Raw genomic sequence first — 23,868 nt, 5'->3', positions numbered from 1 at the left:
CGTGTAGCCAGGAGGACCTGGCGACATGACGAAGCCGACCAAGACCGAAGCCGAGCTCATCGCGATGGCCAAGGCGGAGCTGAAGGCGCGGGTCGGTTGTCCCGACGGCATGGCGATCTCGGTGCTCCGCTGGGGCACCAAATGGAGCTCTGCGCCAAGGCCGATCCCGGCACGGCGACGCGCACCGGCTATCCGGAGAGCGTGTCGATGCTGGTGAAGATCGGCGACGAGCTGAGCAAGCAGTACGACGTCGCGGGGTGAGCGATTCTGAATCCGTCCGAAGCGCGCCAAGACGAAAGTTCGAGACTGCTTTGCGAAGCCAGTGGATCGGTAATTGTCTTGTTCGTTCAGTCAGAGCGATGCGGCGCAAGCGCTTCGATGATGCGGCAGTCGGCAACGGTGCCGTGCTTGCAGCGCCCTATGACATCGGCAAGTTCGTCACGCAGCGCCACGAGGTCTGAGATCTTGCGTTCGATCTCTGCCAGGTGTTGGCCTGCGATGACGTCAACCGCTTCGCACGAGCGGTCTCGCTGATCGGCGAGATCCAGCAGGTCACGGACTTGGTCGATGGAGAAGCCCAAGTCGCGGGCACGCCGAATGAAGCTCAGTCGTCCGAGTTGGTCGTTGTCATAGGCTCGGTAGTTGCCCTCGGTTCTCGCCGGAACCGGTAGCAGACCGATCCGCTCATAATACCGGATCGTTTCGACCTTGGTGCCGGTCCGCTTCGCGAGGTCTCCGATGGTCAGTCGTGACATGGCTTGACCCTGTAGTGGCTACAGGGTCCATATAGGACGTCGCATCATCTTGTAAGAGGCGACGATATGGCTGGTTGTCATGATGACTGCTGTTCGTCTTCCCCTCCGAGGGAACTGGACAGCCCCCGCTGGCGTCGTGCGCTCTGGATTGCGTTGGCCATCAATGGAGCCATGTTTTTGGCCGAGATCGCAGCAGGCGTGGCGGCCGGGTCGGCCTCGCTGCAGGCGGACGCAATCGACTTCCTCGGTGATACGGCCAACTATGCGATCAGCCTCGGAGTGGCGGGACTCGCGTTGACCTGGCGAGCACGCGCCGCCCTTCTGAAGGGCTGGTCGCTCGTCCTGCTTGGCGTCCTTGTCCTTGCCTCCACTGTCTGGCACGCAATTGCAGGCACCCTCCCGGAGGCGAGGACGATGGGGGTCGTCGGCATGCTCGCTCTTGTCGCCAATGCAGGCGTGGCCGTCATGCTCTACCGTTTCCGCGTCGGCGACGCGAATATGAGGTCGGTCTGGATCTGCTCCCGGAACGATGCGCTCGGCAACATCGCCGTACTCGCGGCCGCAGCCGGTGTGTTCGGCACCGGCACGGCGTGGCCGGATCTCATTGTGGCGGCGATCATGGCCGCGCTTGGTTTGAGCGGTGGCTGGCACATCATACAGCGAGCTCGCGTCGAGTTGCGCGGCTCCTCCACATCGCGCCCCGTCGCAAGCCCAATCCGGGCGAACTGATCGAGGGTACGCGTCAATGGGAGACACGAACCTACTGCCTCTCGCTCATCATGACAGGTGAAACCTACCCGCCGTAGCTCTGCACCAGGCTGCCGGCGACCAGCGACCAGCCGTCGACCAGCACGAAGAAGATCAGCTTGAACGGCAGCGACACCACGACCGGCGGCAGCATCATCATGCCCATCGACATCAAGACCGAGGCGACCACGAGGTCGATGATCAGGAACGGCAGGAACAGCAGGAAACCGATCTCGAAGGCGCGCTTGAGCTCGGAGATCATGAAGGCCGGCACCAGGATGCGCAGCGACAGGTCGTCGGGCGTCGCCGGCGGCGGCTCGCCGGAGAGGTCCATGAACAGCTTCAGGTCCTTCTCACGCACGTTCTTCTGCATGAAGCCGCGCAGCGGCACCGAGGCGCGCTGCAGCGCGTCCTCGACGCCGATCTGGTTCTCGACCAGCGGCCGGATGCCGTCCTCATAGGATTTCTGCAACACCGGCCCCATCACGAACGCGGTCAGGAACATCGCGAGCGCGATGATGACCGAGTTGGGCGGGGCGGTCGCAGTGCCCATCGCCGTGCGTAGCAGCGACAGCACGACCACGATGCGCGTGAACGACGTCATCATGATCAGGATCGACGGCGCGATCGACAGCACCGTGAGCAGCGCGATCAGTTGGACCGCGCGTTCGGTGACGCCGCCACCGCCAGCGCCGAGATTGATGCTGATGTCCTGCGCAGCAGCACGTCCCGCCAGTAAACCGGCGGCAGTCAGAACAGCGATGAAGACAACTCTACGCGGGGGAAGCAGCGATCTCACTGAGACGACTTCGGACGTCCGAGCAGCGAGGCCATCTCGTCCTCCAGATTCTCGAAGCTGGTCTTGACCGGCGCGGCTTGCGCCGGAGCCGGCTCGCTGCGTGCGGCCGCCCGGGGACCCGAGGCTGGAGCAGCCGACGGATCGGCCGATGGACGCCGCAGCGCGGCCTCGAGCCGTTGCGCCATCTCGGCCAGATTGGCTTCGGCGCTCTGATCGGCCGCTACGGGCGGCGGCGCAACCGGCGGCGGTGGCGGTGGCGGTGGCGGTGGCATCTGCGCAATCGGCGGCAGCGGCGGCGCCGCCACGCGTTCGACGCGCTCGGCAGCGCGTTCAGCGCTCCGCACCGGCGGCAGCCGGGGCCCCTCGGAGGGGCGCGGCGCCTCGGCCGGCCGTTGCGGCTCGGCGGGGCGCAGCGGGCGCGGCATCACCGGTTCACCGCGGGGCGCCCGCTCGGGGCGCGGCTCCGGGCGGGCTTCGTCGCCGCCGCGCGGCTCTCCACGGACGTCCGCCCGGAGGTCCTGGCGGGGATCGGGACGGCGCGGAGGGAGCGGTGATTCCGGCGGGAATGCCGGTGCCGGCTCACGCCGCTCAGCAGCAGCCGGCCCCGTGCGGCGAACCTCATCGATGAACGACGGCCGCATCGGGCGCTGCGGCGGCTCCGGCATCTGCGGCTCGGCATGCTCGGCGGCCTCGGTCTTCGGCTCGTTGTCGGCCCAGGACGGCGCATCCGGCAGCGGCGCGATGCGCGCCGCCGGCCGCTCTTCATTGATGCCCGGCCGCTGCGGCAATTGCTCGCGCGCCGGCATGGCGCGCACGATGTTGGATTCGACCACGATGTCGGTCGGCCCGCCGATCATCAAAAGATGCTCTATGTTGTCACGGCGCACGAGCACGAGACGGCGGCGGCCATCGACGGCGGCGGCATCGATTACGGCAAGCCGGGGCATGCGGCCGCGATTCGGGTTGGTGCCGAGACGATTGCCCGCGAATCGACGGACCAGCCACGCGGCGAGGCCGATCAGAGCCAGCACCGCCACGAATGCAAAAAAGAACGTCAGTGCCTGCATCTCTGTCCCCGGCAAATACCGCGTCCTTTCGAAGTCTCTCGTCTGTCCAACGCATCGCCGGCAGCGAACGGAGCTTCAGAACCGGAACCAACCTGTTAACGCATGACGGCAGGAACTGCCGCTCGGCCTCTTAATAACCCATGAATCGGCCGGGCCAAAACGACTTCTTGGCGAGCCGCGCCGTCCCGTAATGATGCATCGGTCGGCTGGGACCCCGGCACTTTCCTAAGAAATCGTCAAAACCCCGGGAATGTCCCGGTGGGCATCGCACCGTTTCTTAACTCCTTGTTAACCATATGCACGGCAATTTCTACCTACCCAAACCGTCCGGTAGCCGGACATAACCGAGCAGCGCCATGTCCATCAACGATCTCCCCGTGTTGTCGGCGTTGCGGACCAAGATGCAATGGCACCAGGAGCGCCAGCGCGTGCTGTCGGAGAACGTGTCCAATTCGGATACGCCCAACTTCAAGCCGAAGGATCTGGTTGAGCCGAGGTTCGATTCAACCGGCCAGGCGGTCGGCGGCTTTGCGCCGCTGTCGCTGACCCGGACCAGCACCGCGCACATCGCACCGTCGTCGGGCGAGAGCGCGAGCTTCGACCAGAACCGCAAGGCCGGATTTCAGACGAGGCCCGCCGGCAACGCGGTGAGCCTCGAAGAGGAGATGCTGAAGGTCTCCGCCAACCAGATGGACTATGCCGCGGCAACCTCGTTGTACGGCAAGAGCCTGCATCTGTTGAAGACGGCGATCGGCAAGGCCTGAGCCGGAGTTGAGGACGGAGACCGACAAGCATGGCAAACGACTCCAGCGATTTCCTGCGCTCGATGAGCATTGCGACCTCCGGCCTGCGTGCGCAGGCGGGGCGTATGCGCGTCATTTCCGAGAACATCGCCAATGCCGATTCGACCGCCGCCAAATCGGGTGGCGATCCGTATCGCCGCAAGGTCCCGACATTCACCTCGGCGCTCGACCGTGCGCTTGACGCCAAGGTGGTGGCACTCGGCAAGGTGGTGCCCGATCAATCGTCGTTCCGCGTCAAATACGACCCCAGTAACCCGGCCGCGGACGCGTCCGGCAATGTCAAGTACCCCAACGTCAATCCGCTCATCGAGATGACCGACATGCGCGATGCACAGCGGTCCTACGAGGCGAATTTGAACATCATCGGCGCCACGCGCCGCATGATCCAACGCACACTCGACATTCTGAAGACCTAGGACAGGAACGAAAGTCATGGCCTCCCCAATCTCCGCAGCTAATGCCTATGCGAATTCCGCCCGCGTGCTCGACGCCGGCGGCTCGAGCGGTGCCTTCGGCAGCCTCGGGCGCGTGCGCGACGTGCTAGGCAGCGGCAACGGCGCCGACAAGGGTGGTCCGTCGTTCAGCGCGGTGCTGAAGGATGCGATCGGCAGCGTGATGGAGGCCGGACGCAAGTCGGACAGTCAGGCGGTCGCGATGGCCGCGGGCAAGGCGAACGTCATGGATGTCGTCACGGCGGTCGCCGAAACCGATGTCGCGGTGTCGACGCTGGTGTCGGTGCGCGACCGCGTGATCCAGGCCTATGAAGACGTGATGAAGATGACGATCTAGGCGCAACTCGTAACGCATCAGGGATTTGCCGTCTGCCGCGACTGCGCGCGATGCGCGATGAGGCGGGTGCCGGACCGGAACCGATCGACAGTGAGGAACGACAGGACATGACAGGAGCTGAAACGCTCGATGTGGCGCGCGATGCGATCTGGACCATCGTGCTGGTCTCCTCGCCGCTGATGGTGGTCGGCCTCGTCGTCGGCGTGGTCGTCTCCCTGTTTCAGGCGCTGACGCAGATCCAGGAGCAGACTCTGGTGTTCGTGCCGAAGATCATTGCGATCTTCGTGACGCTGCTGCTGGCGCTGCCGTTCATGGCCGATGCCCTGCATTCGCACATGATGCGGATCTCGTCGCGAATCATCGGCGGATGAGGCAATGTCCGGGGCAGCAGGGCTAGCCTGCGTGAGGGCGCTGCGAGCGGTCGCGAGGAGCAGTGCGGGGGGCGCTGCTGCTTTCGGCCGTGAGCTGGCGGCCTTTCGGGCCAACTCTTCGCAAGCTGTCTCGTCGCAGGCTGTCTCTTCAAAGACCGTCGTGCCGCACCAGCATGCGGTCGAAAGGGCCGTGACGGCGGACGATGCGCATCGATATTTCCTTCCTTCCGGCGCTGGCCGCCGTGTTCATGCTGGCCTTCGCTCGCGTCGGTGCGATGGTGATGCTGCTGCCGGGCCTCGGCGAGGTCAACATCCCCGTCCGCATCAAGCTCGCGACCGCGCTGCTGCTCACGATGATCGTGCTGCCGCTGCACCGTCAGGCCTATCAGGTCGACCTGCAGGCGTTGTCGCCGCTCCTGGTGATGATGGTGCACGAGATCGTGATCGGCATCGTGCTCGGCGCAACGGCGCGGGTGACGCTGTCGGCGCTGCAGGTCGCGGGCTCCGTGATCGCGCAGCAGATGGGGCTCGGTTTCGTCACCGCGGTCGATCCGACGCAGGGCCAGCAGGGCGTCCTGATCGGCAACTTCCTCACCATGCTCGGCGTGACCCTGCTGTTCTCGACCGACAGCCATCACCTGGTGATCGCGGCGCTCAGCGACAGCTACAAGATCTTCGCGCCGGGCGAATTGATCCCGAGCGGCGACGTCGCCTCGCTGGCGACCAAGGCCTTTGCCACGGCGTTCAAGATCGGCCTGCAATTATCGGCGCCGTTCCTGGTGTTCGGGCTGGTCTTCAACATCGGGCTCGGCGTGCTGGCGCGGCTGATGCCGCAGATGCAGGTCTATTTCGTCGGTGCGCCGCTCTCGATCCTGATCGGCTTCCTGATCTTCGCGCTGGTCCTGACCGCGATGATGGGAACGTTTCTCGGCTATTTCGAAGGCGTCATGCACGAGATGATGCCGCGGTGAGGGGGCCGATCGATGTCCGATGAGGCCGATTCCGAAGACAAAACAGAAGACCCGACGCAAAAGCGGCTGGACCAGGCGCTCGAGCGCGGCGACGTCGTCAAGAGTCAGGAGCTCAACACCTGGTTCGTGATCGCCTCCGCGACCTTGGTGATGTCGACCTTCTCGGGTTCGATCGGCACCGCCGTGCTGGTGCCGATGCGCAACCTGATCGCCAATTCCTGGATGATCCACACCGACGGTGCCGGCCTGCTGGCGCTGGCGCGCAGCCTATCGTTCGCCGTGATCGCGGCGATCGGCGTGCCGATCCTGATGGTGATGCTGGCGGCGATCGCCGGCAACATGATGCAGCATCGCCTCGTCTGGTCGGGCGAGCCGATGAAGCCGAGCCTGAGCAAGATCTCGCCGCTGGCCGGCGCCAAGCGCCTGTTCGGCAAGCAGGCCGCGGCCAATTTCGCCAAGGGTCTCTTCAAGCTCGTGCTGCTCGGCACGGTCATGGTCATGATCCTGTGGCCGGAGCGGCTGCGCTTGGAATCGCTGCTGCATATGGACGTCAGCGAGCTGCTCGGCGTCACGATGTCGCTGACCACGCATCTGATGGGCTCGGTGGTCGCGCTGCTCGCGCTGGTCGCGATCGGCGACTACCTGTTCCAGTACCGGCAATGGTACGAGCGGCAGAAGATGTCGGTGCAGGAGATGAAGGAGGAGTTCAAGCAGTCGGAAGGCGACCCGCACGTCAAGGGACGCATCCGGCAGATCCGGCAGCAGCGCATGAAGAAGCGCATGATGGCCGCGGTTCCAAAGGCCTCCGTGATCATCACCAACCCGACCCACTACTCGGTCGCGCTGTCCTACGAGCGCGGCATGTCGGCCCCGGTCTGCGTCGCCAAGGGCGTCGACAACATCGCCTTCAAGATCCGGGAGGTCGCCAAGGCGCACGACATCCCGATCGTCGAGAACGTGCCGCTGGCGCGCGCGCTCTACGCCACGGTCGAGATCGACGAGGAGATCCCGGTGGAACATTATCACGCCGTCGCTGAGATCATCGGCTACGTGATGGGGCTGCGGCGCAACCTCTCGGGGCGCCCGCGATGACAACCGATTCGGTCCCCGGACGGACCGCAAAATACGGATAAATCATGGAATATCGGCTTGACGGGCTTGCGCTTGACCCGTCGATTCAGGCAGGTGGAAGGGGGAGCCGCGCGAACGGGCTGGGGCTCCCAGCCGACAGGTCGCGTCCCCGAGCCATGAGCGCCGATTCCGACAACGATGGGTTACAGGATCAGGTGGGCCTGCCGGAGCGGCCGCGCCGCAGCGGCAGCATTCTGCTGATCCTGCTGGTGGCGTTCGGTCTCGTCGCGGTCGCGATCGCGTTGATGACGATCGGCCGCGCCCAGGCGCAGCCCTACATTCTCGGGCTGCTGTCGCTGCTTGCCACCGTCGGCCTGTTCAATCTGTTCGCGTTCGCCGCCGGCATCGTCCGCTTCGCCGACAAGGCGACCGACGATCCGGTGATGGGCGCGATCGCCGATCACGCCTTCGATGGCCTCGCGGTGACCGATCCGCGCGGCCATGTCGTCTACGCCAACGCCGCCTATCTCAACATGACGGGAGCGGCGACCGCGCAGGAAGCGCGTCCCGTCGAGCGTGTCTTCATCGGCAATCCCGATGTCTCCGAAGCGGTGTTCCGCCTGCTCAAGGCGGCGCGCGAGGGCAAGCGGCAGCAGGAGGAGGTACGCATCACTGCGGCCGAAGGCGCGCAGGGGCGCTGGCTGCGGATGCGCGTGCGCCCGCTCGGCCAGACCAAGCGCCATGCCCGCTACGCGGTGTGGTCGATCGCCGACATCACCAGGGATCGCGAGCGCCAGGAGGACGTGTTCCAGGAGCTGCAGCATGCGATCGAATATCTCGACCACGCGCCGTGCGGCTTCTTCTCGGTCAATCCGGAAGGCAGCCTCGTCTACGTCAATGCCACGCTCGCCAACTGGCTCGACTACGATCTCGCCGAGATCGGCTCGGGCGGGCTGAAGCTCGCCGACGTCGTCTCCGGCGACGGCGCGTCCTTGCTGAGTTCGATCGTGGCGGTGCCCGGCGAGGTCCGCACCGAGGTGTTCGACATCGACCTGAAGATGCGCGGCGGCAAGACCATGCCGGCGCGGCTCTATCACAAGCTCGCCTTCGGCGCCGACGGCAAGCCCGGGTCGTCGCGCACCCTGGTCATCAGCCGCGCCCGCGACGAGCGCTCCGATCCGGAGCGCGCCGCCGAGGTGCGCTTCATGCGCTTCTTCGACCACACGCCGATGGCGATCGCGACCGTCGACCGCGGCGGCGCCGTCGTCAGGGCCAATGCGCGCTATGCCAAGCTCGCGCAGAGCGTCAGCGGCGATGTGGCCGCGGCGAAATCGATCTTCCGCACCGTCAGCCAGCGCGACCGGCATCTCCTGATCGCCGCGATCAACCAGGCCTCGGAAGGGCAGGCGGACATTCCGCCGGTCGAGGTGATGCTGGAGGGCGCGAAGGAGCGCTTCGGCCAGTTCTTCGTCACCGCCGTCGACGAGGACGAGCGCGAGACGGAAGCTGCGATCGTGTATCTGCTCGAGACCACCGAGCGCCGCGCGCTGGAGAACCAGATCAACCAGTCGCAGAAGATGGAGATGGTCGGCCAGCTCGCCGGCGGCATCGCCCACGACTTCAACAACGTGCTCTCGGCCATCATGATGGCCAACGATTTCCTGCTGAACGCGCACAAGCCGACCGACCCGTCGTTCCAGGACATCATGCAGATCAAGCAGAACGCGACGCGCGCCGCCACCCTGGTGCGACAGCTGCTGGCATTCTCGCGCCGCCAGACCTTGCGGCCGCAGGTGCTCGATCTCGGCGACGCGCTGTCGGACCTGACGATGCTGCTGCGCCGGCTGATCGGCGAGAAGGTCAAGCTCGACCTGGCGCATGGCCGCGACCTGTGGCCGGTCAAGGTCGACGTCTCGCAGTTCGAGCAGGTGGTCGTCAATCTCGCGGTCAATGCCCGCGATGCGATGCCCGACGGCGGCAAGCTCTCGGTGCGCACCGCCAACGTCTCGGCCGACGAGGTCGCGCAGGCCGCCTACAAGGGCATGCCGGTCGCCGACTACGTCCGCATCGAGATCAGCGACACCGGCACCGGCATTCCGGCCGAGATCCGCGAAAAGATCTTCGAGCCGTTCTTCTCGACCAAGGAGGTCGGCAAGGGCACCGGCCTCGGGCTGTCGACCGTTTACGGCATCATCAAGCAGACCGGCGGCTTCATCTATGTCGACAGCGAGGTCGGCAAGGGGACCTCGTTCCAGATCTTCCTGCCGCGGCACATCGTCGTTCCGGAGGTCCAGACCGAGCCGCACGCGGCCAACGGCGCCGCCAAGGAGCCGGCCGCAGCTGAAGCGTCGAAGCCGCGCGCTGACCTGACCGGGCAGGGCACCATCCTGCTGGTCGAGGACGAGGAGGGCCTGCGGGCGCTGAACGCGCGCGGCCTGCGCTCGCGCGGCTACAGCGTCATCGAGGCGTCGAATGGCGTCGAGGCGATGGAGGCGCTGGAGGAGTGCGATGGCGTGCTCGATCTCGTGGTGTCCGACGTGGTGATGCCGGAGATGGACGGGCCGACGCTGCTTAAAGCGATGCGCGAGCGCAATCCGGAGATCAAGATCATCTTCGTCTCGGGCTATGCCGAGGATGCGTTCGAGAAGAGCCTGCCGGAGAACCAGCAGTTCGCGTTCCTGCCAAAGCCCTTCACGCTCAGCCAGCTCGTGGCGGCGGTCAAGGAAACCATGGCGCCGCAATAGGTTACCGGAGTTCCTTAGGAAGTTCCTTGGCAAGGCGGCCGAGCGCCTTCATCCCGCGACCCAGCGCCGCAGCCGCGCGGCCTCGTGCCGCCTTCCCTTTTCGCCGGTTGTGCCCATCTTACAGGCATCCCCATTCCGGGGAGTTATGGGAAACACAGATGAGCTTCATGCAGCGCAAAAGCGGCCTCCTCAAGGCGATGGCCGTGGCCCTTTCACTGGCGCTGCCGACGGTGCTCGCCGTCTCGGCGGCCGACGCCCGGATCGGCGGCGGCTCCAGCTCGGGCTCCCGCGGCACGCGCACCTTCTCCGCGCCACCTCCCACCACGACCGCGCCGGGATCGGCGTCGCAGTTCAATCGCACCATCACCCAGCCCGGCCAGCCCGGCGGCTTCAACACGGCTGCGCCGTCGCGTGGCGGGCTGTTCGGCGGCCGCGCGGGTGGCCTGCTCGGCGGCCTCGCTGCCGGCTTCCTGGGTGCCGGCCTGTTCGGCATGCTGTTCGGCGGCGGGCTCTTCTCCGGCCTCGGCGGCTTCGCCTCGATCATCGGCCTGATCCTCCAGGTCCTGCTGGTGGTGTTCCTGGTGCGCATGGCGATGGCCTGGTGGCAGCGCCGCAACCAGCCGGCCTATGCCGCCGGCCCGGCGCCGTCGCCCACCGACGGCCAGCCGAGCCTCCGCTCGGGCCTGAGCGGCCTTGGTGGTTTCGGTGGCTTCGGCAGTGGCAGCAACACGCCGCCGCTGCAGATCCTGCCCGCCGACTACGAGGCGTTCGAGCGGCTGCTCGGCGAGATCCAGTCCGCCTGGTCGAACGAGGATGTCGGCCGCCTGCGGCTGCTGTCGACGCCGGAGATGGCCTCGTATTTCGAGCGCGATCTCGAGCAGAACCAGGCCCGCGGCGTGGTCAACAAGGTCAGCGCCGTGAAGCTGCTGCAGGGTGACCTCGCCGAAGCCTGGCGCGAGAATGGCGCGGACTACGCCACGGTCGCGATGCGCTTCACTTTGGCCGACAAGACCATCGAGCGCGCCTCGGGCCGGGTGGTCGACGGCTCCGACCAGCCGCAGGAGGTCACCGAGATCTGGACCTTCCTGCGCCACGCCGGCGCCGATTGGCAGCTATCGGGAATCCAGCAGGTCAGCTGAGCCTGACTTGAGACCCTCATCAGGCGCCGCGGAGCAATCCGCGGCGCCTTTGCTTGTGGAACAATTCCCATCTCTCGCGGGCCCGATGGCGGCTGTTCCCAGGCCGATCTGAAGAGCACGGGCGGTGACGGGCTGCTATACTGCTTCGCGGCGAACTAACACCGCGTCCGTTGCGTCGTCCGAGCCGAACGTGTGGGCGCATCACTGCGAGGATGGCCCATGCGTTACGAGCTCTACTACTGGCCCATGATCCAGGGCCGCGGCGAATATGTGCGTCTCGCGCTGGAGGAGGCGGGCGCCGCCTATCGCGACGTCGCGCGCGAGGACGGCATCGGTGCGATGACGGCGATGATGGAGGCGGACAGCGACACGCCGCCCTTCGCGCCACCGTTCCTGAGAGCGGGCCGCCGCGTCATCGGCCAGACCGCCAACATCCTGCTGTTTCTCGGCAGCCGCCATGGCCTTGCGCCCAAGGCCGAAGCCGGCCAGCTCTGGGTGCATCAATTGCAGCTCACCGTGACCGACTTCGTCGTCGAGATCCACGACACGCATCATCCGCTGGGGCCGACGCTGTACTACGAGGACCAGCGTGCGCCGGCCAGGAAGCGCACCGCCGAATTCTGGGGCGAGCGGGTGCCGAAATTCCTCGGCTATTTCGAGCAGCTCCTGTCGAAAAGCGGTGGCGCCTACGTCACCGGGCGCAGGCTCACTTATGTCGACCTGTCGCTGTTCCAGATCGTCGCCGGCCTGCGCTACGCGTTCCCGAAGCGCATGATGGCGTTCGAGCGCAACATCCCGAGCCTCGTCGCGCTGCATGACCGCGTCGCCAGCAGACCGAACATCTCAGCCTATCTCGCCAGCGAGCGCCGCATCGCCTTCAACGAGGACGGCATCTTCCGCCACTACAAGGCGCTGGATGCGTGAAGGCGAAGCCCTGCGGCGCCGCGCTTGACGATGTATAAGCATTTGCTTATACATCTGGCATGATCGTCGAAGCCCAGCTGACATCCGTCATGAAGACGCTTGCCGACCCGACGCGGCGGGCCGTGTTCGAGCGCATCGCGCGAGAGGGGGAGGTGGCGGCCACCGGCCTGGTGCAGGGCTCGCGCGTGTCGCAGCCGGCGATCTCACAGCATCTCAAGGCGCTGCGCGACGCCGGGCTGGTCAGCGAACGGCGCGACGGCCGCCACAACTATTATAGCGTCGCGCCAAAGGGGCTGGCGCCGCTGGTCGACTGGCTCGGTCATTACCGCGCATTCTGGCATGAGCGTATTGCCGGCCTCGAGGCACTGTTGAAGGAGACCGAGTGATGGGTGAGACGCATGCGATCGTGGTGGAGAAGCATCTGCCCCATTCGCCCGACAAGATCTGGCGCACGCTGACCACGAGCGACCTGATCGCGAAATGGTTGATGCCGAACGACTTCGTCGCGGCCACCGGGCATCGCTTCACCTTCCGCACCAAGCCGGTGGGCGACTGGGATGGCGTCGTTCACTGCGAGGTGCTCGCCTGTGAGCCGCCGCATCTGCTCAGCTATTCCTGGAAGGGCGGTTCGGACTCCAACCCGGCCTACGGCTTACGGCTCGACAGCGTCGTGACCTGGACGTTGACGCCGGTCGAGGGCGGCACGCATCTGCGGATGGTCCATGACGGCTTCGTCTTCCCGGGCAACAAGTTTCAGTTCGACATCATGGGACAGGGGTGGAGTCGGATCGGCGATGCCATCACACGTATAGCGGCGGATGCCTGAGGCGCCGCCGCTATACGAAGTTGGCCTGAGGGTGTGGGATCGTCAGGCGAGAATGTCGACGCGGGTGCCCTGGCCGGGCGGCAGCGGCGGACGGGAGGCTTGCTTCTCCGCGGCCGCTTCGTCGCCGGTCTTGTCGGGCTTGAAGGCCTGGCTCTGCTGCGTCTGATTCCGGGTCTGCGTGTCTTGGGTCTGCGGCTTGGTCGTCTCGGTCGAGACCGGCGGCGGTGAGGGCGGCGGCGATGACGACGAAACGCTCGAAACGGACATGGTCCAGCTCCTCGCTTGGTGTTGCGATGAGCGTGGCCATCCCTGACGAAAACTTCGTCAACCAGATCGCTCGAATTGTCTGCAACTGTCGGTGGCGCGGCGAATAGTGAACGGGTCGCTGCCGCCGGCGCAGAAACGACAGGGCTGTCGCGTCACCCCGGCCTATTGGTCCTTGCTGCGGCTGATCGTGATCGAGGACTCGGTCTTGGTCCGGGCGCAACGCATGTCGAGCCGGCGGTAGCGGCTGGCGACGTCGTCGCCGCGGAAGATCCCGAGCCGGCGGTAACAGCGTGTGACGCCGCGTTGCATGTCGTCCTTCGGCAAGGTGAACACGATCGCCGCCGCGCTCGCCATCAGGTCGATGAAGGCCGGCGGCGGCTTGCGGTCGGTTTTTCCGAACAATTGATTGCTGAAGTTCTTAGACGAGCAGCCGAGCGTGAGCTCGCGCGCCTTGGGATGGGCGAGATAGACCGTGCCCGCCGCGGTCTGTCCGATCCGGACGCCGTCGATGCCGTTCCTCAATTCCTTGGCGATGTCGTCGCAGCGATCCGCTTGCGCGGCCTGCGGCAGCAGCAACGTGCTGAGTGCGACGAGGACGGCAAAGACGGCCGTGCGGCCAAATGAGCATTGATAGAAATGCATTCCAAATACCCCCGCGCCATTGAAGCCTGCGCGCGGAGGTCATGCAAGCGCGATGCGCCGCGGCCGCACAAGATCGTCGGCCGACGTGACCGCGTGTTGACGGGCCGCGGTCACCTGCCGGCGGCAGCGGCGCGATCGCTTCGTCAGAACCAGCAGCGGCCCGGATGCGACAGCGATACGCCCGCGGCGCGGCGCTCGCAGTCATTGCCGTAGGTCTGGAAGTTGCAGCCGCACACCGGCATGTAGATGCGATTGCAGAACGTCGGCTTTCGGCGGCAGACACCCATCATGTCGAACCGGCCACACTGGCCGGCTGGGAATTCGCAATAAAGACCGGCATTGCAGGAGATGCCGGCAAATCCGCCGCACGCACGACCGGGACCGACCGCGCCGGCGCTGCCCGGGAGCATGGTGGTCAGGGCAAGAGCAATTGTGATGGCAACGAAGAGACCTCGTTTCATGACGCCTCCAGGAGGAAAATGAATAGGTGAACAATCTAAGGTTACATAATTCGGCGACCGATCGCAATCGATCTCGCCGTACGACATTGCGCCGGTCGCGGCGTCATGTTGCGGCGACCTCGCGGGCCGTCTCGATCAGCAGGTCGAACGTCTCGTCGGGCGCGTGCTGCACGACATCGTGCCCGCACGCAAATGCGTGCACGCGCCACGCGGGATCGCTGCGCAGCCGCTCATATTGCGCGGTGAACGGAGTCGCGCTCCATCCGCTGGCGTAGACGAAGGTGCGCTGCAGAGCCGCCGGCGCCGGACTGTGGAGCTTCAGGGCCTGGATGAAGGTCCCGAGCGGATGGGGCCGGCGGCGCGGATCGGAGCCTTCGCGCGGCAGCGCCGTCAAGCCGTCTTGCCCGGCGCGTTCGATCACGAACCGGCGATACGCGTCGCCGGCGAGATCCCACCATGACTGACCGTTCTCGGGTGCGAAGGCATCGAGATAGACCAATGCCGCGAGCCTTTCCGGCACGCGGTCGGCGACGCCGGTCGCGACCATGCCGCCATAGCTGTGCGCGCACAGAATGACCTCTGACAGGTCCTCGACCGTCAGCAGATCAATGACGTCAGCGATGTGGGTGTCGAGATTGACGGCATGGGCGGCGCGGGCCGGTGTCTCCTCCAACCCGCTCAAGGTCACCGCATAGGCGTCATGGCCGGCCTGCTGGAGCCTGGCGCAGAGCGAGTCGTACATCCAGCCACCGTGCCAACCTCCTGGAATCAGGACAAAACTTGCCATGATCGTACCCCTCTGCCGCTGTGCCGAGACATGTCTTGCAAGGCTTCCGACGGGTAGCGTATCAGACCTGTCAAGACCGCTTTGGGCGGCCATTTCTAGAACCCCACGAGCTCGCCATGAACGCGCCCACCGCCTTCCCCGACCAGTCCAAGCCCGTCCCGCCCTACAAGCACACGCCGCTGTTTCCGCTCGGGCCGGACACCACGCCCTACAAGAAGATCACGGCCGAGGGCGTGCGGGTCGAGAATGTCTTGGGCCGCGACATGCTGGTGGTGTCGCGCGACGCGTTGCGGACGCTGTCCGAGGCCGCGTTCGGCGAGATCAACCATTTCCTGCGCCCCGGCCATCTGAAGCAGCTGCGCAGCATCCTGGAGGATCCGGAGGCCAGCCCGAACGACAAGTTCGTCGCGCTCGACTTCCTGAAGAATGCCAACATCTCCGCCGGCGGCGTGCTGCCGATGTGCCAGGATACTGGCACCGCGATCATCATGGGCAAGAAGGGCTGCAACGTCATCACCGACGGTGACGACGAGGCCGCGCTGAGCCAAGGCGCGCGCGACGCATACTTGCGCCGGAACCTGCGCTACTCGCAGGTCGCGCCGCTGTCGATGTATGAAGAGAAGAACACCGCCAACAACATGCCGGCGCAGACCGAGATCTACGCCGAGGGCGAGGACGCCTACAAGTTCATGTTCATGGCCAAGGGCGGCGGCTCGGCCAACAAGAGTTTCCTGTTCCAGGCGACGCCCTCGGTGCTGACCAAGGACCGGCTGCTGGCGTTCCTGAAGGAGAAGATCCTGACGCTCGGCACCGCGGCATGCCCGCCCTATCACCTCGCCATCGTGATCGGCGGCACCTCGGCTGAATTGTGCATGAAGACGGTGAAGCTCGCCTCCGCCCGTTATCTCGACGCGCTGCCGACGCAGGGCTCCCCGGACGGCAACGCCTTCCGCGATCTCGAGATGGAGCAGGAAATCCACAAGATGACGCAGTCGCTCGGCGTCGGCGCGCAGTTCGGCGGCAAGTATTTCTGCCATGACGTCCGCGTCATCCGCATGCCGCGTCACGGCGCGAGCTTGCCGATCGGTCTCGGCGTGTCCTGCTCGGCCGACCGCCAGGTGCTCGGCAAGATCACCAAGGACGGCGTCTATCTCGAGGAGCTCGAGCATCATCCGGCGCAGTATTTGCCGGAGGTCGAGCAGGCGCTCGGCGGCGAGGTCGTCAAGATCGACCTCAACCAGCCGATGAAGGACATCCTCGCCACTCTGTCGAAGAACCCGATCAAGACGCGGTTGTCCCTGACCGGCACCATGATCGTGGCGCGCGATGCCGCCCATGCCAAGCTGCGCGAGCGCCTCGACCGTGGCGAGCCGCTGCCGGACTACTTCAAGAACCATCCGGTGTATTACGCCGGTCCGGCCAAGACTCCGGACGGCTATGCCTCCGGCGCGTTCGGCCCGACCACCGCGGGCCGCATGGATTCCTTCGTTGACCAGTTCCAGGCGGCCGGCGGCTCGATGGTGATGGTCGCCAAGGGCAACCGCGCGCCGGCGGTGCGCGAGGCCTGCAAGAAGCACGGCGGCTTCTATCTCGGCTCGATCGGCGGCGCGGCGGCGAACCTCGCCGAGCACTGCATCAAGAAGGTCGAGGTCGTCGAATATCCCGAGCTCGGCATGGAAGCCATCTGGCGCATCGAGGTGGTGGACTTCCCCGCCTTCATCATCATCGACGACAAGGGCAACGACTTCTTCAAGGAGCTGAACCTCGGCTGAGGTCAGGCGGGCGTGATGTTTGTTGCGGCGGCCGGGAGCGATCCCGGCCGTTGGTGTATGCAGGGCAGGGAATCGGACGACCTGCGTGACTCCAATAAGATCCGGGCGTTGGATTCGAACTCGCGCATCCCAGGCAGTGCGTTTCCTTCCCCTTGCGGGGAGATTTCATCACTTTGATTACACGTACAACTAAAGGTATAACGATTCCTGTAGTACTATGAGAGCGGCGATCGAGGCGCCGGTGTCGACGAGGGAAATTAATGAATAAGATCGTTGGAGCCATTCTTGCTGAATTTTCAAAGGACAACGGAATCGAAGCCTTGCCGGAAGAGGATCGATTTGAATACCTGACTTCGTATCTCACAATCCGGCGACATTTCAGCCGGGCGCTGAATTTGAAAGATATTGTAGTAGGAAAAGGCGGAGACACCGGCTTGGACGCTATCGCCATTATTGTGAATGGCGCTCTAATGACTGACGTTGATCAAGTCCAAGAGATGCTTGAACAGAATGGATACATTGAGGCGACATTCATCTTTGTTCAGGCCGAGCGCTCCAGCTCGTTCGATGGCGCAAAGATTGGAACCATCGGAAACGGCGTCGAAGATTTCTTCCGCGATGTTCCTCAAATGACCCGCAATGACGATGTGCAGGAGGCAGCAGAAATTAAGGCTGCCATCTATGCGCGTGCACCAAGTTTCAGGCGGTTGCCAAACTGTCATATCTATTACGTCACGACGGGAAAATGGACAGACGCAGCAGATTTGGTGGCTCGTAGAAATATCGAAACAGCAAAGCTGGCGGCACCAGAGATGTTCGATGTTAGCTTTACCACTTACGGCGCCGACGACATCATGCGGCTTCATACGTCGGCAAAGAACGCCGTCGTTCGAACCTTCACTTGGGATCAGAAGGTTAAAATCCCGAGTATTTCTGGTGTCCACCTTGCCTACTTGGGGTACCTGCCAGCGAAGGATTTCGTCGAGATCATTAGCGATGACGCCCATGACGGAATTGTTGGGGGGGTTTTCTACGACAATGTCCGCGACTGGCAGGACTACAACGAGGTCAATTCCGGGATTCGCGACACGGTCCTCTCCGAAAAGAAAGCTCGGTTTGTTTTGATGAACAACGGGGTCACGATTATTGCCAGAGGATTCAAGCAGGTTGGCGATACGCTTACTATTGAAAATTTTCAGATCGTCAATGGATGCCAAACTAGCAATGTGCTCTTCGATCATAGGGATAAAATAAAGGACTCTGCCATTCAGGTCCCTCTTCGTTTGATCTGGACGAACGATGACAATGTATTTGATTCGGTCGTTACTGGGACAAATCAGCAGACTGAACTAACGCCAGAGCAAATCTATGCGCGTACTGAATTTGCGAAGAGGCTTGAGAAGCACTTCGAATCATACCCAGAACCTGTTCGCCTTCATTACGAACGGCGCGATGGTCAGTACGATCGGGTGGCGGTAGGAGAAAAAGGCAGGATTGTTTCACCGCAAAATCTAATCAAGGTATTCGCCGCAATGATATTGGAGGAGCCGCATGTTGCTGCAAAAAGCTACAAGGCCCTTAGGCTTCGAGTCGGCAAGGAGTTTTTCCTTGAAGCCGACAAACGCGATCCCTATTTTCTGGCCGCCTTGGCGGCGTACAGACTTGAAGTCCAACTGCGAACCAAGCCACTCAGGGTGTATAAGTCGGCGCGTTATCACATGCTACTCGCCATGCGATTGTTGATGGACCCGCTCCCGTTGCCGCATATGAACTCAAAGGAAATGGAGAAGAGATGCGTGACAATGATTGCCACGTTGTCTGATGATGTAAAGGCCAATGCACTTATTCAGAAAGCCAAAGGAGTTATTGATAAGGTGTCGGGAGGCGATCTTTCGCGCGACAACGTGAGAACAATTCCACAACGGATTCGATCATAAAGTTACTCAAAAAATTCAAAAAGGAATCATAGGTAGCGAAAGATCCGAGCTTTGACGGCTGCCTGCCCGAAGGGGCTGCTATGAATGCGATGGCGCATGAACCATGCGGTTTTTATGCAGGGCCGCTCGTCGCGTTTCCGCAAGGGCGAGGTGAGCGCCACGCCATCGCGCTGAGAGATTAACTCGAACTTCCGAAGATCTGGGCTCAAACGAGGGCCGCAGGGATCAGTTGCATGTGCAGCCGGTGCATCCTCGGCCTCGATGGCTTCTCGCGCGGCTGGGTCGCCGTCTCGATCGACGGCGAGCACCGCACGATCAGCTTCCCGGCCGATATCTCCACCGCGCTCGCTTCCCCCTTCGCCCGCGCCGCCATCGACATCCCCATCGGCATGACCGACGACGGCGAGCGCGCCTGCGACAGGCTCGCGCGCGACAAACTCGCGCGGCATCGCTCGCGCGTCTTCACCGGGGCGCGGCGCTGGCTGTGGGAGGACTTCACCGATCCGGACGAGGCCAATGCGGAGGCGTCGCGGCGCGGCCAGACACGCGCCTCGCGCCAGCTCTGGCACCTCGGCCGCAAGATCATGGAGGTCGACGCCTTCGTGCGCGCGCATCGCGACTGCGACATCCGCGAGGCCCATCCGGAGCTGGTGTTCCTGCGCCTCAACGGTGCGCCGCTGCCGTCGAAGAAGACGGAGCAGGGCGCTAAGCTGCGGCGCGACCTGTTAGTTGCGGCTGGCTTCGTCGAGATCGACGACTGGGTCACCCGCGCCCGTCTCGGCACCGGCGCCAAGCCCGACGACCTCCTCGACGCCTGCGCCGTCGCGCTCGCTGCCCGCGACTGCGCCGGCTGCGTGCCGGAGGGCGAGGCGCCGCGGGATGCACATGGCGTGGCGATGCAGGTCTGGTTTTGATGTGGCGTTGCCCTTGGGCCATCGAGACGAGCTAACCTCTGCCTGAAGGGGCAGGGGGGCGAATTCGGGGCCAGTCCTTCACACCGCCGTCACCGTCCGCGGGCGATCCAGTATACACTGGCACCTCGGCTGACCAACGCCGTCTCGGGGTACTGGATGTCCTGCCTTCGCGGGGCATGACGATCCTCGGGCAATTGGCGCGAGCGCCACCCCAGCGCACCGGGCCAAGGCTTGCGGGTGATTCTGATAAAAATAAATCTCTTGCTATTTTTTCGAAATCATGTTTTCCTCCCGCCATCCCGTCCCAAGCCGAGGGGCGTAGCGCGCGATCGTCACGACACGCGGGGCGGGGAGCGGTGGCCGCGATCATGTCGCAGCGTGTCTACGGGCGCGCGGACGAACGATGTGTCGCGGACGTGAAGTCGCAGCGTCCTGACACCCCGTTGCCGGTGTTACGTTCGCGACGGCGCTAACGCGCCGCGCGGATCATGGTGGCCAACAAGCCGGTGCACCAGGGAGACTGCGTATAAGCGTGAAGACCATCGCGCAGGGAAGGCCGGGCGTTTCTCGGCTGCACCTGTGGTACCTGCCGCCTGCATTTTTTCTCGCAGGCGGGCCGCAGGCGTCAGCCGACGCCTGGCCTTCCCTGCGCCCTCTGCATTTTGAAGAGGGACATGTCGGTGCATCCCTCGGGCGATGTTCGCTGCGAGGCTGCGTTCGCGTGTCCGGGCTGTTTGAGATGTGAAGCGGAACGAGCCGGACAAACGCTGCCGTAGGGTGGGCAAAGCGTCCGCCCGCGGGGCGGGGTGCGTGCCCACCGTCGATTGGCGCACTGCGGAGCTAATGGTGGGCACGGCGCGCGTGGGGCCGCCACGAAGCGGCGGCCGGCGTGGCGTGCCTTTGCCCACCCTTCAGAACGGTGATCAGGCCCGCGCGCCGGTGAACGGGAAGCTGCCCATGAAGCCGATGCCCATCTCGCCGGAGATGGTGTCGCCGGCGACCTTGCCCTTGAAGTCGAGCGTCAGCGGCATCGGGCTGGTGATGGAGACCTTCCAGGCGACGTCGTCGCCGTTGACGGTGCCGTCGAAGATCTCGGCGGAATCGCCCTCCGCGGCCTGGGTCCCCGTCAGCGTCGCGCCCGAGCTCTTCACGCTCAGCGTCGCGCTGCGCTCGCCCATCGGCGTATTCAAGGTCAGATTCCAGTTGCCGTCCACAGCCATCGATCGTTCTCCTGGCGTTGCCATCCCGCACCCCGAAGCACTGTTCGAGGAAGCCTCGGGGCGCCCCTATAGCGCATCTTTGCTGATAAGCCCAATACGGCGATCGGTTGCGTCACGCGCGCGCGGCCCGCAAGCGGTTGGCGACCACGAAGCGGAAGGCGACGAACTGCAGTGCAAAAGCCGCGACCTTGGCGCCGCCCGCGACCACGGTGATGTAGAGCACCCACAGCTTGATGTCGCCGGTCATGGCGACCGCGATGGTGCCGAGACCAAGCGCGAACATCAGCGCCGCCCAGGCGAAGCCGGCGACGTTGACGTATTCCGGAATGGTCTCCGCCACGATCGGCGGAACGTAGCGCAGCATCCAGCCGCGCTTGAGCATGATGAGGCCGATGGCGAAATGGCCGATCGCAGGCTTGGCGAACATGAAGCGCGGGTCGTTGGTCAGCAGCGTGACGCCGCCGAGCACGATGACGAGGCCGACGCTGGCATAGGCCATGAAGCTGAGGCTCACGCCCCTGACGCGGGCGTAGACCACCTGGACCACCGCGACGGCGACCGCGGCGGCCGTGGCCAGCACGACGTTATCGGTAGCGATATACAGGATGAAGAAGACCGCAGCCGACAGGAAGTCGGCCGTCAGTTTGGCAAACACGTCCTTCACGCACGTCTCCCTGGGGCACACCCCGTCACGAATCCTGGCCGGACATTGCGGCCGCAGTCGGTGCGGCGATGTCTTTCGTCTTACGATACTCAGGATACCAGCGCGTGAAATAAAGTGCACTGTTGCGTGCGGCAAAGGCGATGGCGAGGCCGGTCCAATAGGGCAGGCCGGGCACGTAGAGCGTCATCAGGTTGCCGACCATCATCAGCAGCGCCGACAGCGTCCAGGCGCCGGTGATGACGTAATTGGCGCGCAGAAAGCCGGGAATCGCCACGGTTTCCGGCGGGACCGCCTCGAGCGCATATTGCAGCGTGAACGGAGTGCGCAGCAGCATCGAGCCGAGCGACAGCGCGAAAATGCCGCAGTCGACCGCGAGGCGCACCGCCGAGGCGCTCAGCGTCGGGTCGATGAGGCTGAGGTAGGCGGCTACGCTTGCGAACACGATCGTCGAGCCCAGGCCGAGGATCTTGATCGAACGTCCCTTGGCGACGTCGAGCGCAATCACGGCCAGGCACATCACCGTGGCTACGGCCAGGCTGAGCGTGGCCGAGACCACCATCATCAGAGCAGCGTAGACGCCGTAGGGCGCAAGGATAAGGAAGATCGTCATGGCGTTGGTCTGGCCAATCTTTACACTGCCAAGATTGATAGGGCGCGGACGGCGCCGCGTCAAGCAAATCTTGACAGTGTCAAAATTTCGTGAGATCGCGAATTAATCCAGGCTGATCAATGGTTTGGAGTTTCGCTGCCGACCCAATTGCCGTGGAAGCCATCGGGCACGCGGTGTCCGAGATGCACCAGGGCGACGGGACCGCCGCCGATATCGGTGGCGTTGAAGACGGCGAGGTCGCTGGTGTTGGAGCCGGTGCGCCAGACCACGGTCAGCAGCCAGCCGTCGCCCTCGGCGGCATCGAGGCTGCGCGGCACGAACACCGGCTCGGACAGGGTGTCGCCTGCGGGCAGCAGGTGGGTCGCCTGGCGCGTGCCGGCCCCGTCGACATGGGCGAGCCCGGACAATGCGCCGAACAGCGGCCCGTCCGGATTGGCGCAGGCGTACCAGCCGTGATGGCTCGAGAGCCCGGCGCGGCGGTCGTCGATGCGGGGGAATTCGCCGGTGAGGTCGTCGAGATAGGTTTGCGTGAAGCGGTCGGTGCTGCCGGCGAGGTCGAAGCTCCAGCGGCACAGCCGCGCGACCGACTTTGCCGGATCTGTCGGGCGCCCGTCGGGATGCGGAAACAGCGGCGCTTCCTCGAACTGCATGACGTCGGCGACGATGCGGCCGCCGTCCTCCCAGGCGTTCATGATGTGGAAGACGTAGCAGGCGTCACCGCGAAACCAGACGATGTCCTTGATGTCGCCGCTGCGCTTCATCACACCGACATAGGCGCCCTTGTCGGGCTCCCAGGCATAAGGCGGCTTGCCGGACATTGCGCGCTCGATGCTGCCGGTGAGCGGCAGGATTGGAAACAGCACGTGGTTGGCCGTGACGATGAAGTCGTGCACCATGCTGGCATAGGGCGCCTCGAAACGATCGATGCGCGTCAGTTTGCCGGCCGCATCGACCGTGCCGTAGGACAGCGCCGGCGTCAGCGGACCGGCGGCGTTGTAGCCGAAGAACAGCAATTCGCCGGTGACCGGATCGGTCTTCGGATGCGCGGTGAAGGCGCCGCGCAGGCGGCCGCCGAAATCGTGGTAGCCGCGGGTGGCGAGCGTGCCCGGCTCGATCTCGGTCGGCAGATGCGCCTCCTCGAGCGCGAGCAGGCGGCCGGCATGGGCGATGATGTTGGTGTTGGCGACGCCGCCATCAGTGACGTCGGCGGGCGCGTCCGCCAGCCGGCGGCCGAAGCCGCCGAACAGGGCGTGGCCGGCCTTGCGCTCGGCCTCGAATTTCGGCGTGCGGATCCAGCGGTTGCGATAGGACGCGCGGCCGTTCTCGAGATGGAAGGCGTGCAGCATGCCGTCGCCGACGAACCAGTGCGAGCCGGGCGAAGCGAATTGCGGGTTGGGGCCATTGCGATAGAGCGTGCCGTTCAGCTCACGCGGCAGCTCGCCGGTGATTGCGAGGAACGCCGCGTCGCATTCGAACGGGATCGGCGCGAGATTGCTGCGCTCCTTCCGAGTCTGCCGGGCGGTCGTCGGCGTAGCGTCGCTCATGGTCGTTCCTCCACTTTATCTTTACGTTGTAAAGATAAAGCTAG

26 protein-coding genes and 2 pseudogenes are annotated in these 23,868 nt (G+C 64.5%); 17 read left to right on the top strand and 11 right to left on the bottom strand.

What is annotated here, in order from left to right; genetic code table 11:
* The first annotated feature begins 25 nt into the window (after window positions 1-25).
* Window positions 26-261 (top strand): annotated as a pseudogene (locus QX132_RS21170) (hypothetical protein).
* 86 nt (window positions 262-347) lie between these two features.
* Here the strand turns inward: QX132_RS21170 and QX132_RS21165 are convergent.
* The gene (locus tag QX132_RS21165; protein ID WP_315756555.1) at window positions 348-755 is read right to left on the bottom strand and encodes a helix-turn-helix domain-containing protein; all 408 of its coding nucleotides are present in this window, start codon (window positions 753-755) and stop codon (window positions 348-350) included.
* 66 nt (window positions 756-821) lie between these two features.
* Here QX132_RS21165 and QX132_RS21160 point away from each other — a divergent pair, with 66 nt between their 5' ends.
* Window positions 822-1,484, top strand: a complete 663-nt coding sequence (locus QX132_RS21160) for a cation transporter (protein WP_315799254.1) — start codon at window positions 822-824, stop codon at window positions 1,482-1,484.
* Between the two features lie 64 nt (window positions 1,485-1,548).
* Here QX132_RS21160 and fliP read toward each other — a convergent pair whose 3' ends face one another.
* On the bottom strand, window positions 1,549-2,301 hold the full coding sequence (gene fliP / locus QX132_RS21155; protein WP_315738765.1) for a flagellar type III secretion system pore protein FliP: 753 nt from the start codon (window positions 2,299-2,301) through the stop codon (window positions 1,549-1,551).
* A complete protein-coding gene (locus QX132_RS21150; RefSeq protein WP_316162769.1) occupies window positions 2,298-3,368 on the bottom strand; it encodes a flagellar biosynthetic protein FliO in 1,071 nt (356 codons plus the stop codon). Before QX132_RS21150 ends, fliP begins: the two co-directional genes overlap by 4 nt.
* A 356-nt stretch (window positions 3,369-3,724) precedes the next feature.
* Here QX132_RS21150 and flgB point away from each other — a divergent pair, with 356 nt between their 5' ends.
* The 12 genes and pseudogenes from flgB (at window position 3,725) to QX132_RS21090 (ending at window position 13,006) form a co-directional block, all read left to right on the top strand.
* Entirely contained in the window at window positions 3,725-4,132 is a 408-nt protein-coding gene (gene flgB, locus QX132_RS21145; RefSeq protein WP_315738763.1) for a flagellar basal body rod protein FlgB, read from the top strand.
* Window positions 4,133-4,161: 29 nt separating this feature from the next.
* The gene (gene flgC, locus QX132_RS21140; RefSeq protein WP_315738762.1) at window positions 4,162-4,587 is read left to right on the top strand and encodes a flagellar basal body rod protein FlgC; all 426 of its coding nucleotides are present in this window, start codon (window positions 4,162-4,164) and stop codon (window positions 4,585-4,587) included.
* Between the two features lie 16 nt (window positions 4,588-4,603).
* Window positions 4,604-4,960 (top strand): flagellar hook-basal body complex protein FliE, encoded by a 357-nt coding sequence (gene fliE / locus QX132_RS21135; RefSeq protein WP_315738761.1) that lies wholly within the window; start codon window positions 4,604-4,606, stop codon window positions 4,958-4,960.
* Window positions 4,961-5,067: 107 nt separating this feature from the next.
* On the top strand, window positions 5,068-5,331 hold the full coding sequence (gene fliQ / locus QX132_RS21130; protein ID WP_008965881.1) for a flagellar biosynthesis protein FliQ: 264 nt from the start codon (window positions 5,068-5,070) through the stop codon (window positions 5,329-5,331).
* A 203-nt stretch (window positions 5,332-5,534) separates the two neighbouring features.
* On the top strand, window positions 5,535-6,302 hold the full coding sequence (gene fliR, locus QX132_RS21125) for a flagellar biosynthetic protein FliR (RefSeq protein WP_315738760.1): 768 nt from the start codon (window positions 5,535-5,537) through the stop codon (window positions 6,300-6,302).
* A gap of 12 nt (window positions 6,303-6,314) precedes the next feature.
* Window positions 6,315-7,394 carry a flagellar biosynthesis protein FlhB gene (gene flhB / locus QX132_RS21120; RefSeq protein WP_315738759.1) on the top strand — a complete coding sequence of 360 codons (1,080 nt, stop codon included), beginning with the start codon at window positions 6,315-6,317 and terminating at the stop codon, window positions 7,392-7,394.
* A gap of 155 nt (window positions 7,395-7,549) precedes the next feature.
* Window positions 7,550-10,117, top strand: coding sequence for a cell cycle histidine kinase CckA (gene cckA, locus QX132_RS21115; RefSeq protein ID WP_316162767.1), 2,568 nt, complete (start codon window positions 7,550-7,552; stop codon window positions 10,115-10,117).
* Between the two features lie 167 nt (window positions 10,118-10,284).
* Window positions 10,285-11,256 (top strand): Tim44 domain-containing protein, encoded by a 972-nt coding sequence (locus QX132_RS21110; protein WP_315812676.1) that lies wholly within the window; start codon window positions 10,285-10,287, stop codon window positions 11,254-11,256.
* 56 nt (window positions 11,257-11,312) lie between these two features.
* A pseudogene (locus QX132_RS21105) lies at window positions 11,313-11,415 on the top strand (lectin); the annotation flags it as partial.
* Between the two features lie 60 nt (window positions 11,416-11,475).
* Complete coding sequence (locus QX132_RS21100) at window positions 11,476-12,180, top strand: glutathione S-transferase (RefSeq protein ID WP_315778484.1); 705 nt, start codon at window positions 11,476-11,478, stop codon at window positions 12,178-12,180.
* A 59-nt stretch (window positions 12,181-12,239) separates the two neighbouring features.
* On the top strand, window positions 12,240-12,566 hold the full coding sequence (locus QX132_RS21095) for a metalloregulator ArsR/SmtB family transcription factor (RefSeq protein WP_315756586.1): 327 nt from the start codon (window positions 12,240-12,242) through the stop codon (window positions 12,564-12,566).
* Window positions 12,566-13,006: an SRPBCC domain-containing protein gene (locus tag QX132_RS21090; RefSeq protein ID WP_315756547.1), complete on the top strand. Its 441-nt coding sequence runs from the start codon at window positions 12,566-12,568 to the stop codon at window positions 13,004-13,006. Before QX132_RS21095 ends, QX132_RS21090 begins: the two co-directional genes overlap by 1 nt.
* A 42-nt stretch (window positions 13,007-13,048) precedes the next feature.
* On the opposite strand, the gene QX132_RS21085 is transcribed toward QX132_RS21090, so the two are convergent.
* From QX132_RS21085 to QX132_RS21070, 4 genes are all read right to left on the bottom strand, one after another.
* The gene (locus QX132_RS21085; RefSeq protein ID WP_315738755.1) at window positions 13,049-13,273 is read right to left on the bottom strand and encodes a hypothetical protein; all 225 of its coding nucleotides are present in this window, start codon (window positions 13,271-13,273) and stop codon (window positions 13,049-13,051) included.
* A gap of 162 nt (window positions 13,274-13,435) precedes the next feature.
* Window positions 13,436-13,915: a hypothetical protein gene (locus tag QX132_RS21080; RefSeq protein ID WP_316162764.1), complete on the bottom strand. Its 480-nt coding sequence runs from the start codon at window positions 13,913-13,915 to the stop codon at window positions 13,436-13,438.
* Between the two features lie 143 nt (window positions 13,916-14,058).
* Window positions 14,059-14,376 carry a hypothetical protein gene (locus tag QX132_RS21075; RefSeq protein WP_316162763.1) on the bottom strand — a complete coding sequence of 106 codons (318 nt, stop codon included), beginning with the start codon at window positions 14,374-14,376 and terminating at the stop codon, window positions 14,059-14,061.
* Window positions 14,377-14,479: 103 nt separating this feature from the next.
* Entirely contained in the window at window positions 14,480-15,163 is a 684-nt protein-coding gene (locus QX132_RS21070) for an alpha/beta hydrolase (RefSeq protein ID WP_316162761.1), read from the bottom strand.
* A 116-nt stretch (window positions 15,164-15,279) separates the two neighbouring features.
* Between QX132_RS21070 and QX132_RS21065 the strand changes: the two genes are divergently transcribed.
* The 3 genes from QX132_RS21065 to QX132_RS21055 all read left to right on the top strand — a co-directional run bounded on the left by QX132_RS21065 (window position 15,280) and on the right by QX132_RS21055 (window position 19,786).
* Window positions 15,280-16,935: a fumarate hydratase gene (locus QX132_RS21065; RefSeq protein ID WP_315786412.1), complete on the top strand. Its 1,656-nt coding sequence runs from the start codon at window positions 15,280-15,282 to the stop codon at window positions 16,933-16,935.
* A 260-nt stretch (window positions 16,936-17,195) separates the two neighbouring features.
* The gene (locus tag QX132_RS21060; RefSeq protein ID WP_316162759.1) at window positions 17,196-18,872 is read left to right on the top strand and encodes an AIPR family protein; all 1,677 of its coding nucleotides are present in this window, start codon (window positions 17,196-17,198) and stop codon (window positions 18,870-18,872) included.
* A gap of 233 nt (window positions 18,873-19,105) precedes the next feature.
* Window positions 19,106-19,786 carry a DUF429 domain-containing protein gene (locus tag QX132_RS21055; protein ID WP_315786406.1) on the top strand — a complete coding sequence of 227 codons (681 nt, stop codon included), beginning with the start codon at window positions 19,106-19,108 and terminating at the stop codon, window positions 19,784-19,786.
* Window positions 19,787-20,709: 923 nt separating this feature from the next.
* Here the strand turns inward: QX132_RS21055 and QX132_RS21050 are convergent.
* From QX132_RS21050 to QX132_RS21035, 4 genes are all read right to left on the bottom strand, one after another.
* Complete coding sequence (locus QX132_RS21050; protein WP_315739925.1) at window positions 20,710-21,006, bottom strand: hypothetical protein; 297 nt, start codon at window positions 21,004-21,006, stop codon at window positions 20,710-20,712.
* Between the two features lie 112 nt (window positions 21,007-21,118).
* The gene (locus QX132_RS21045; protein WP_315739924.1) at window positions 21,119-21,670 is read right to left on the bottom strand and encodes a septation protein IspZ; all 552 of its coding nucleotides are present in this window, start codon (window positions 21,668-21,670) and stop codon (window positions 21,119-21,121) included.
* A 25-nt stretch (window positions 21,671-21,695) separates the two neighbouring features.
* Window positions 21,696-22,280 carry a hypothetical protein gene (locus tag QX132_RS21040; protein ID WP_315770669.1) on the bottom strand — a complete coding sequence of 195 codons (585 nt, stop codon included), beginning with the start codon at window positions 22,278-22,280 and terminating at the stop codon, window positions 21,696-21,698.
* A 116-nt stretch (window positions 22,281-22,396) separates the two neighbouring features.
* A complete protein-coding gene (locus QX132_RS21035; RefSeq protein WP_316162757.1) occupies window positions 22,397-23,824 on the bottom strand; it encodes a carotenoid oxygenase family protein in 1,428 nt (475 codons plus the stop codon).
* Window positions 23,825-23,868: the final 44 nt, after the last annotated feature.

This window comes from Bradyrhizobium sp. SZCCHNRI20481, from assembly GCF_032485055.1.
GTDB lineage: Bacteria > Pseudomonadota > Alphaproteobacteria > Rhizobiales > Xanthobacteraceae > Bradyrhizobium.
Note: the sequence above shows the minus strand (reverse complement) of the source record. Positions and strands in the feature narration are given on the sequence as shown.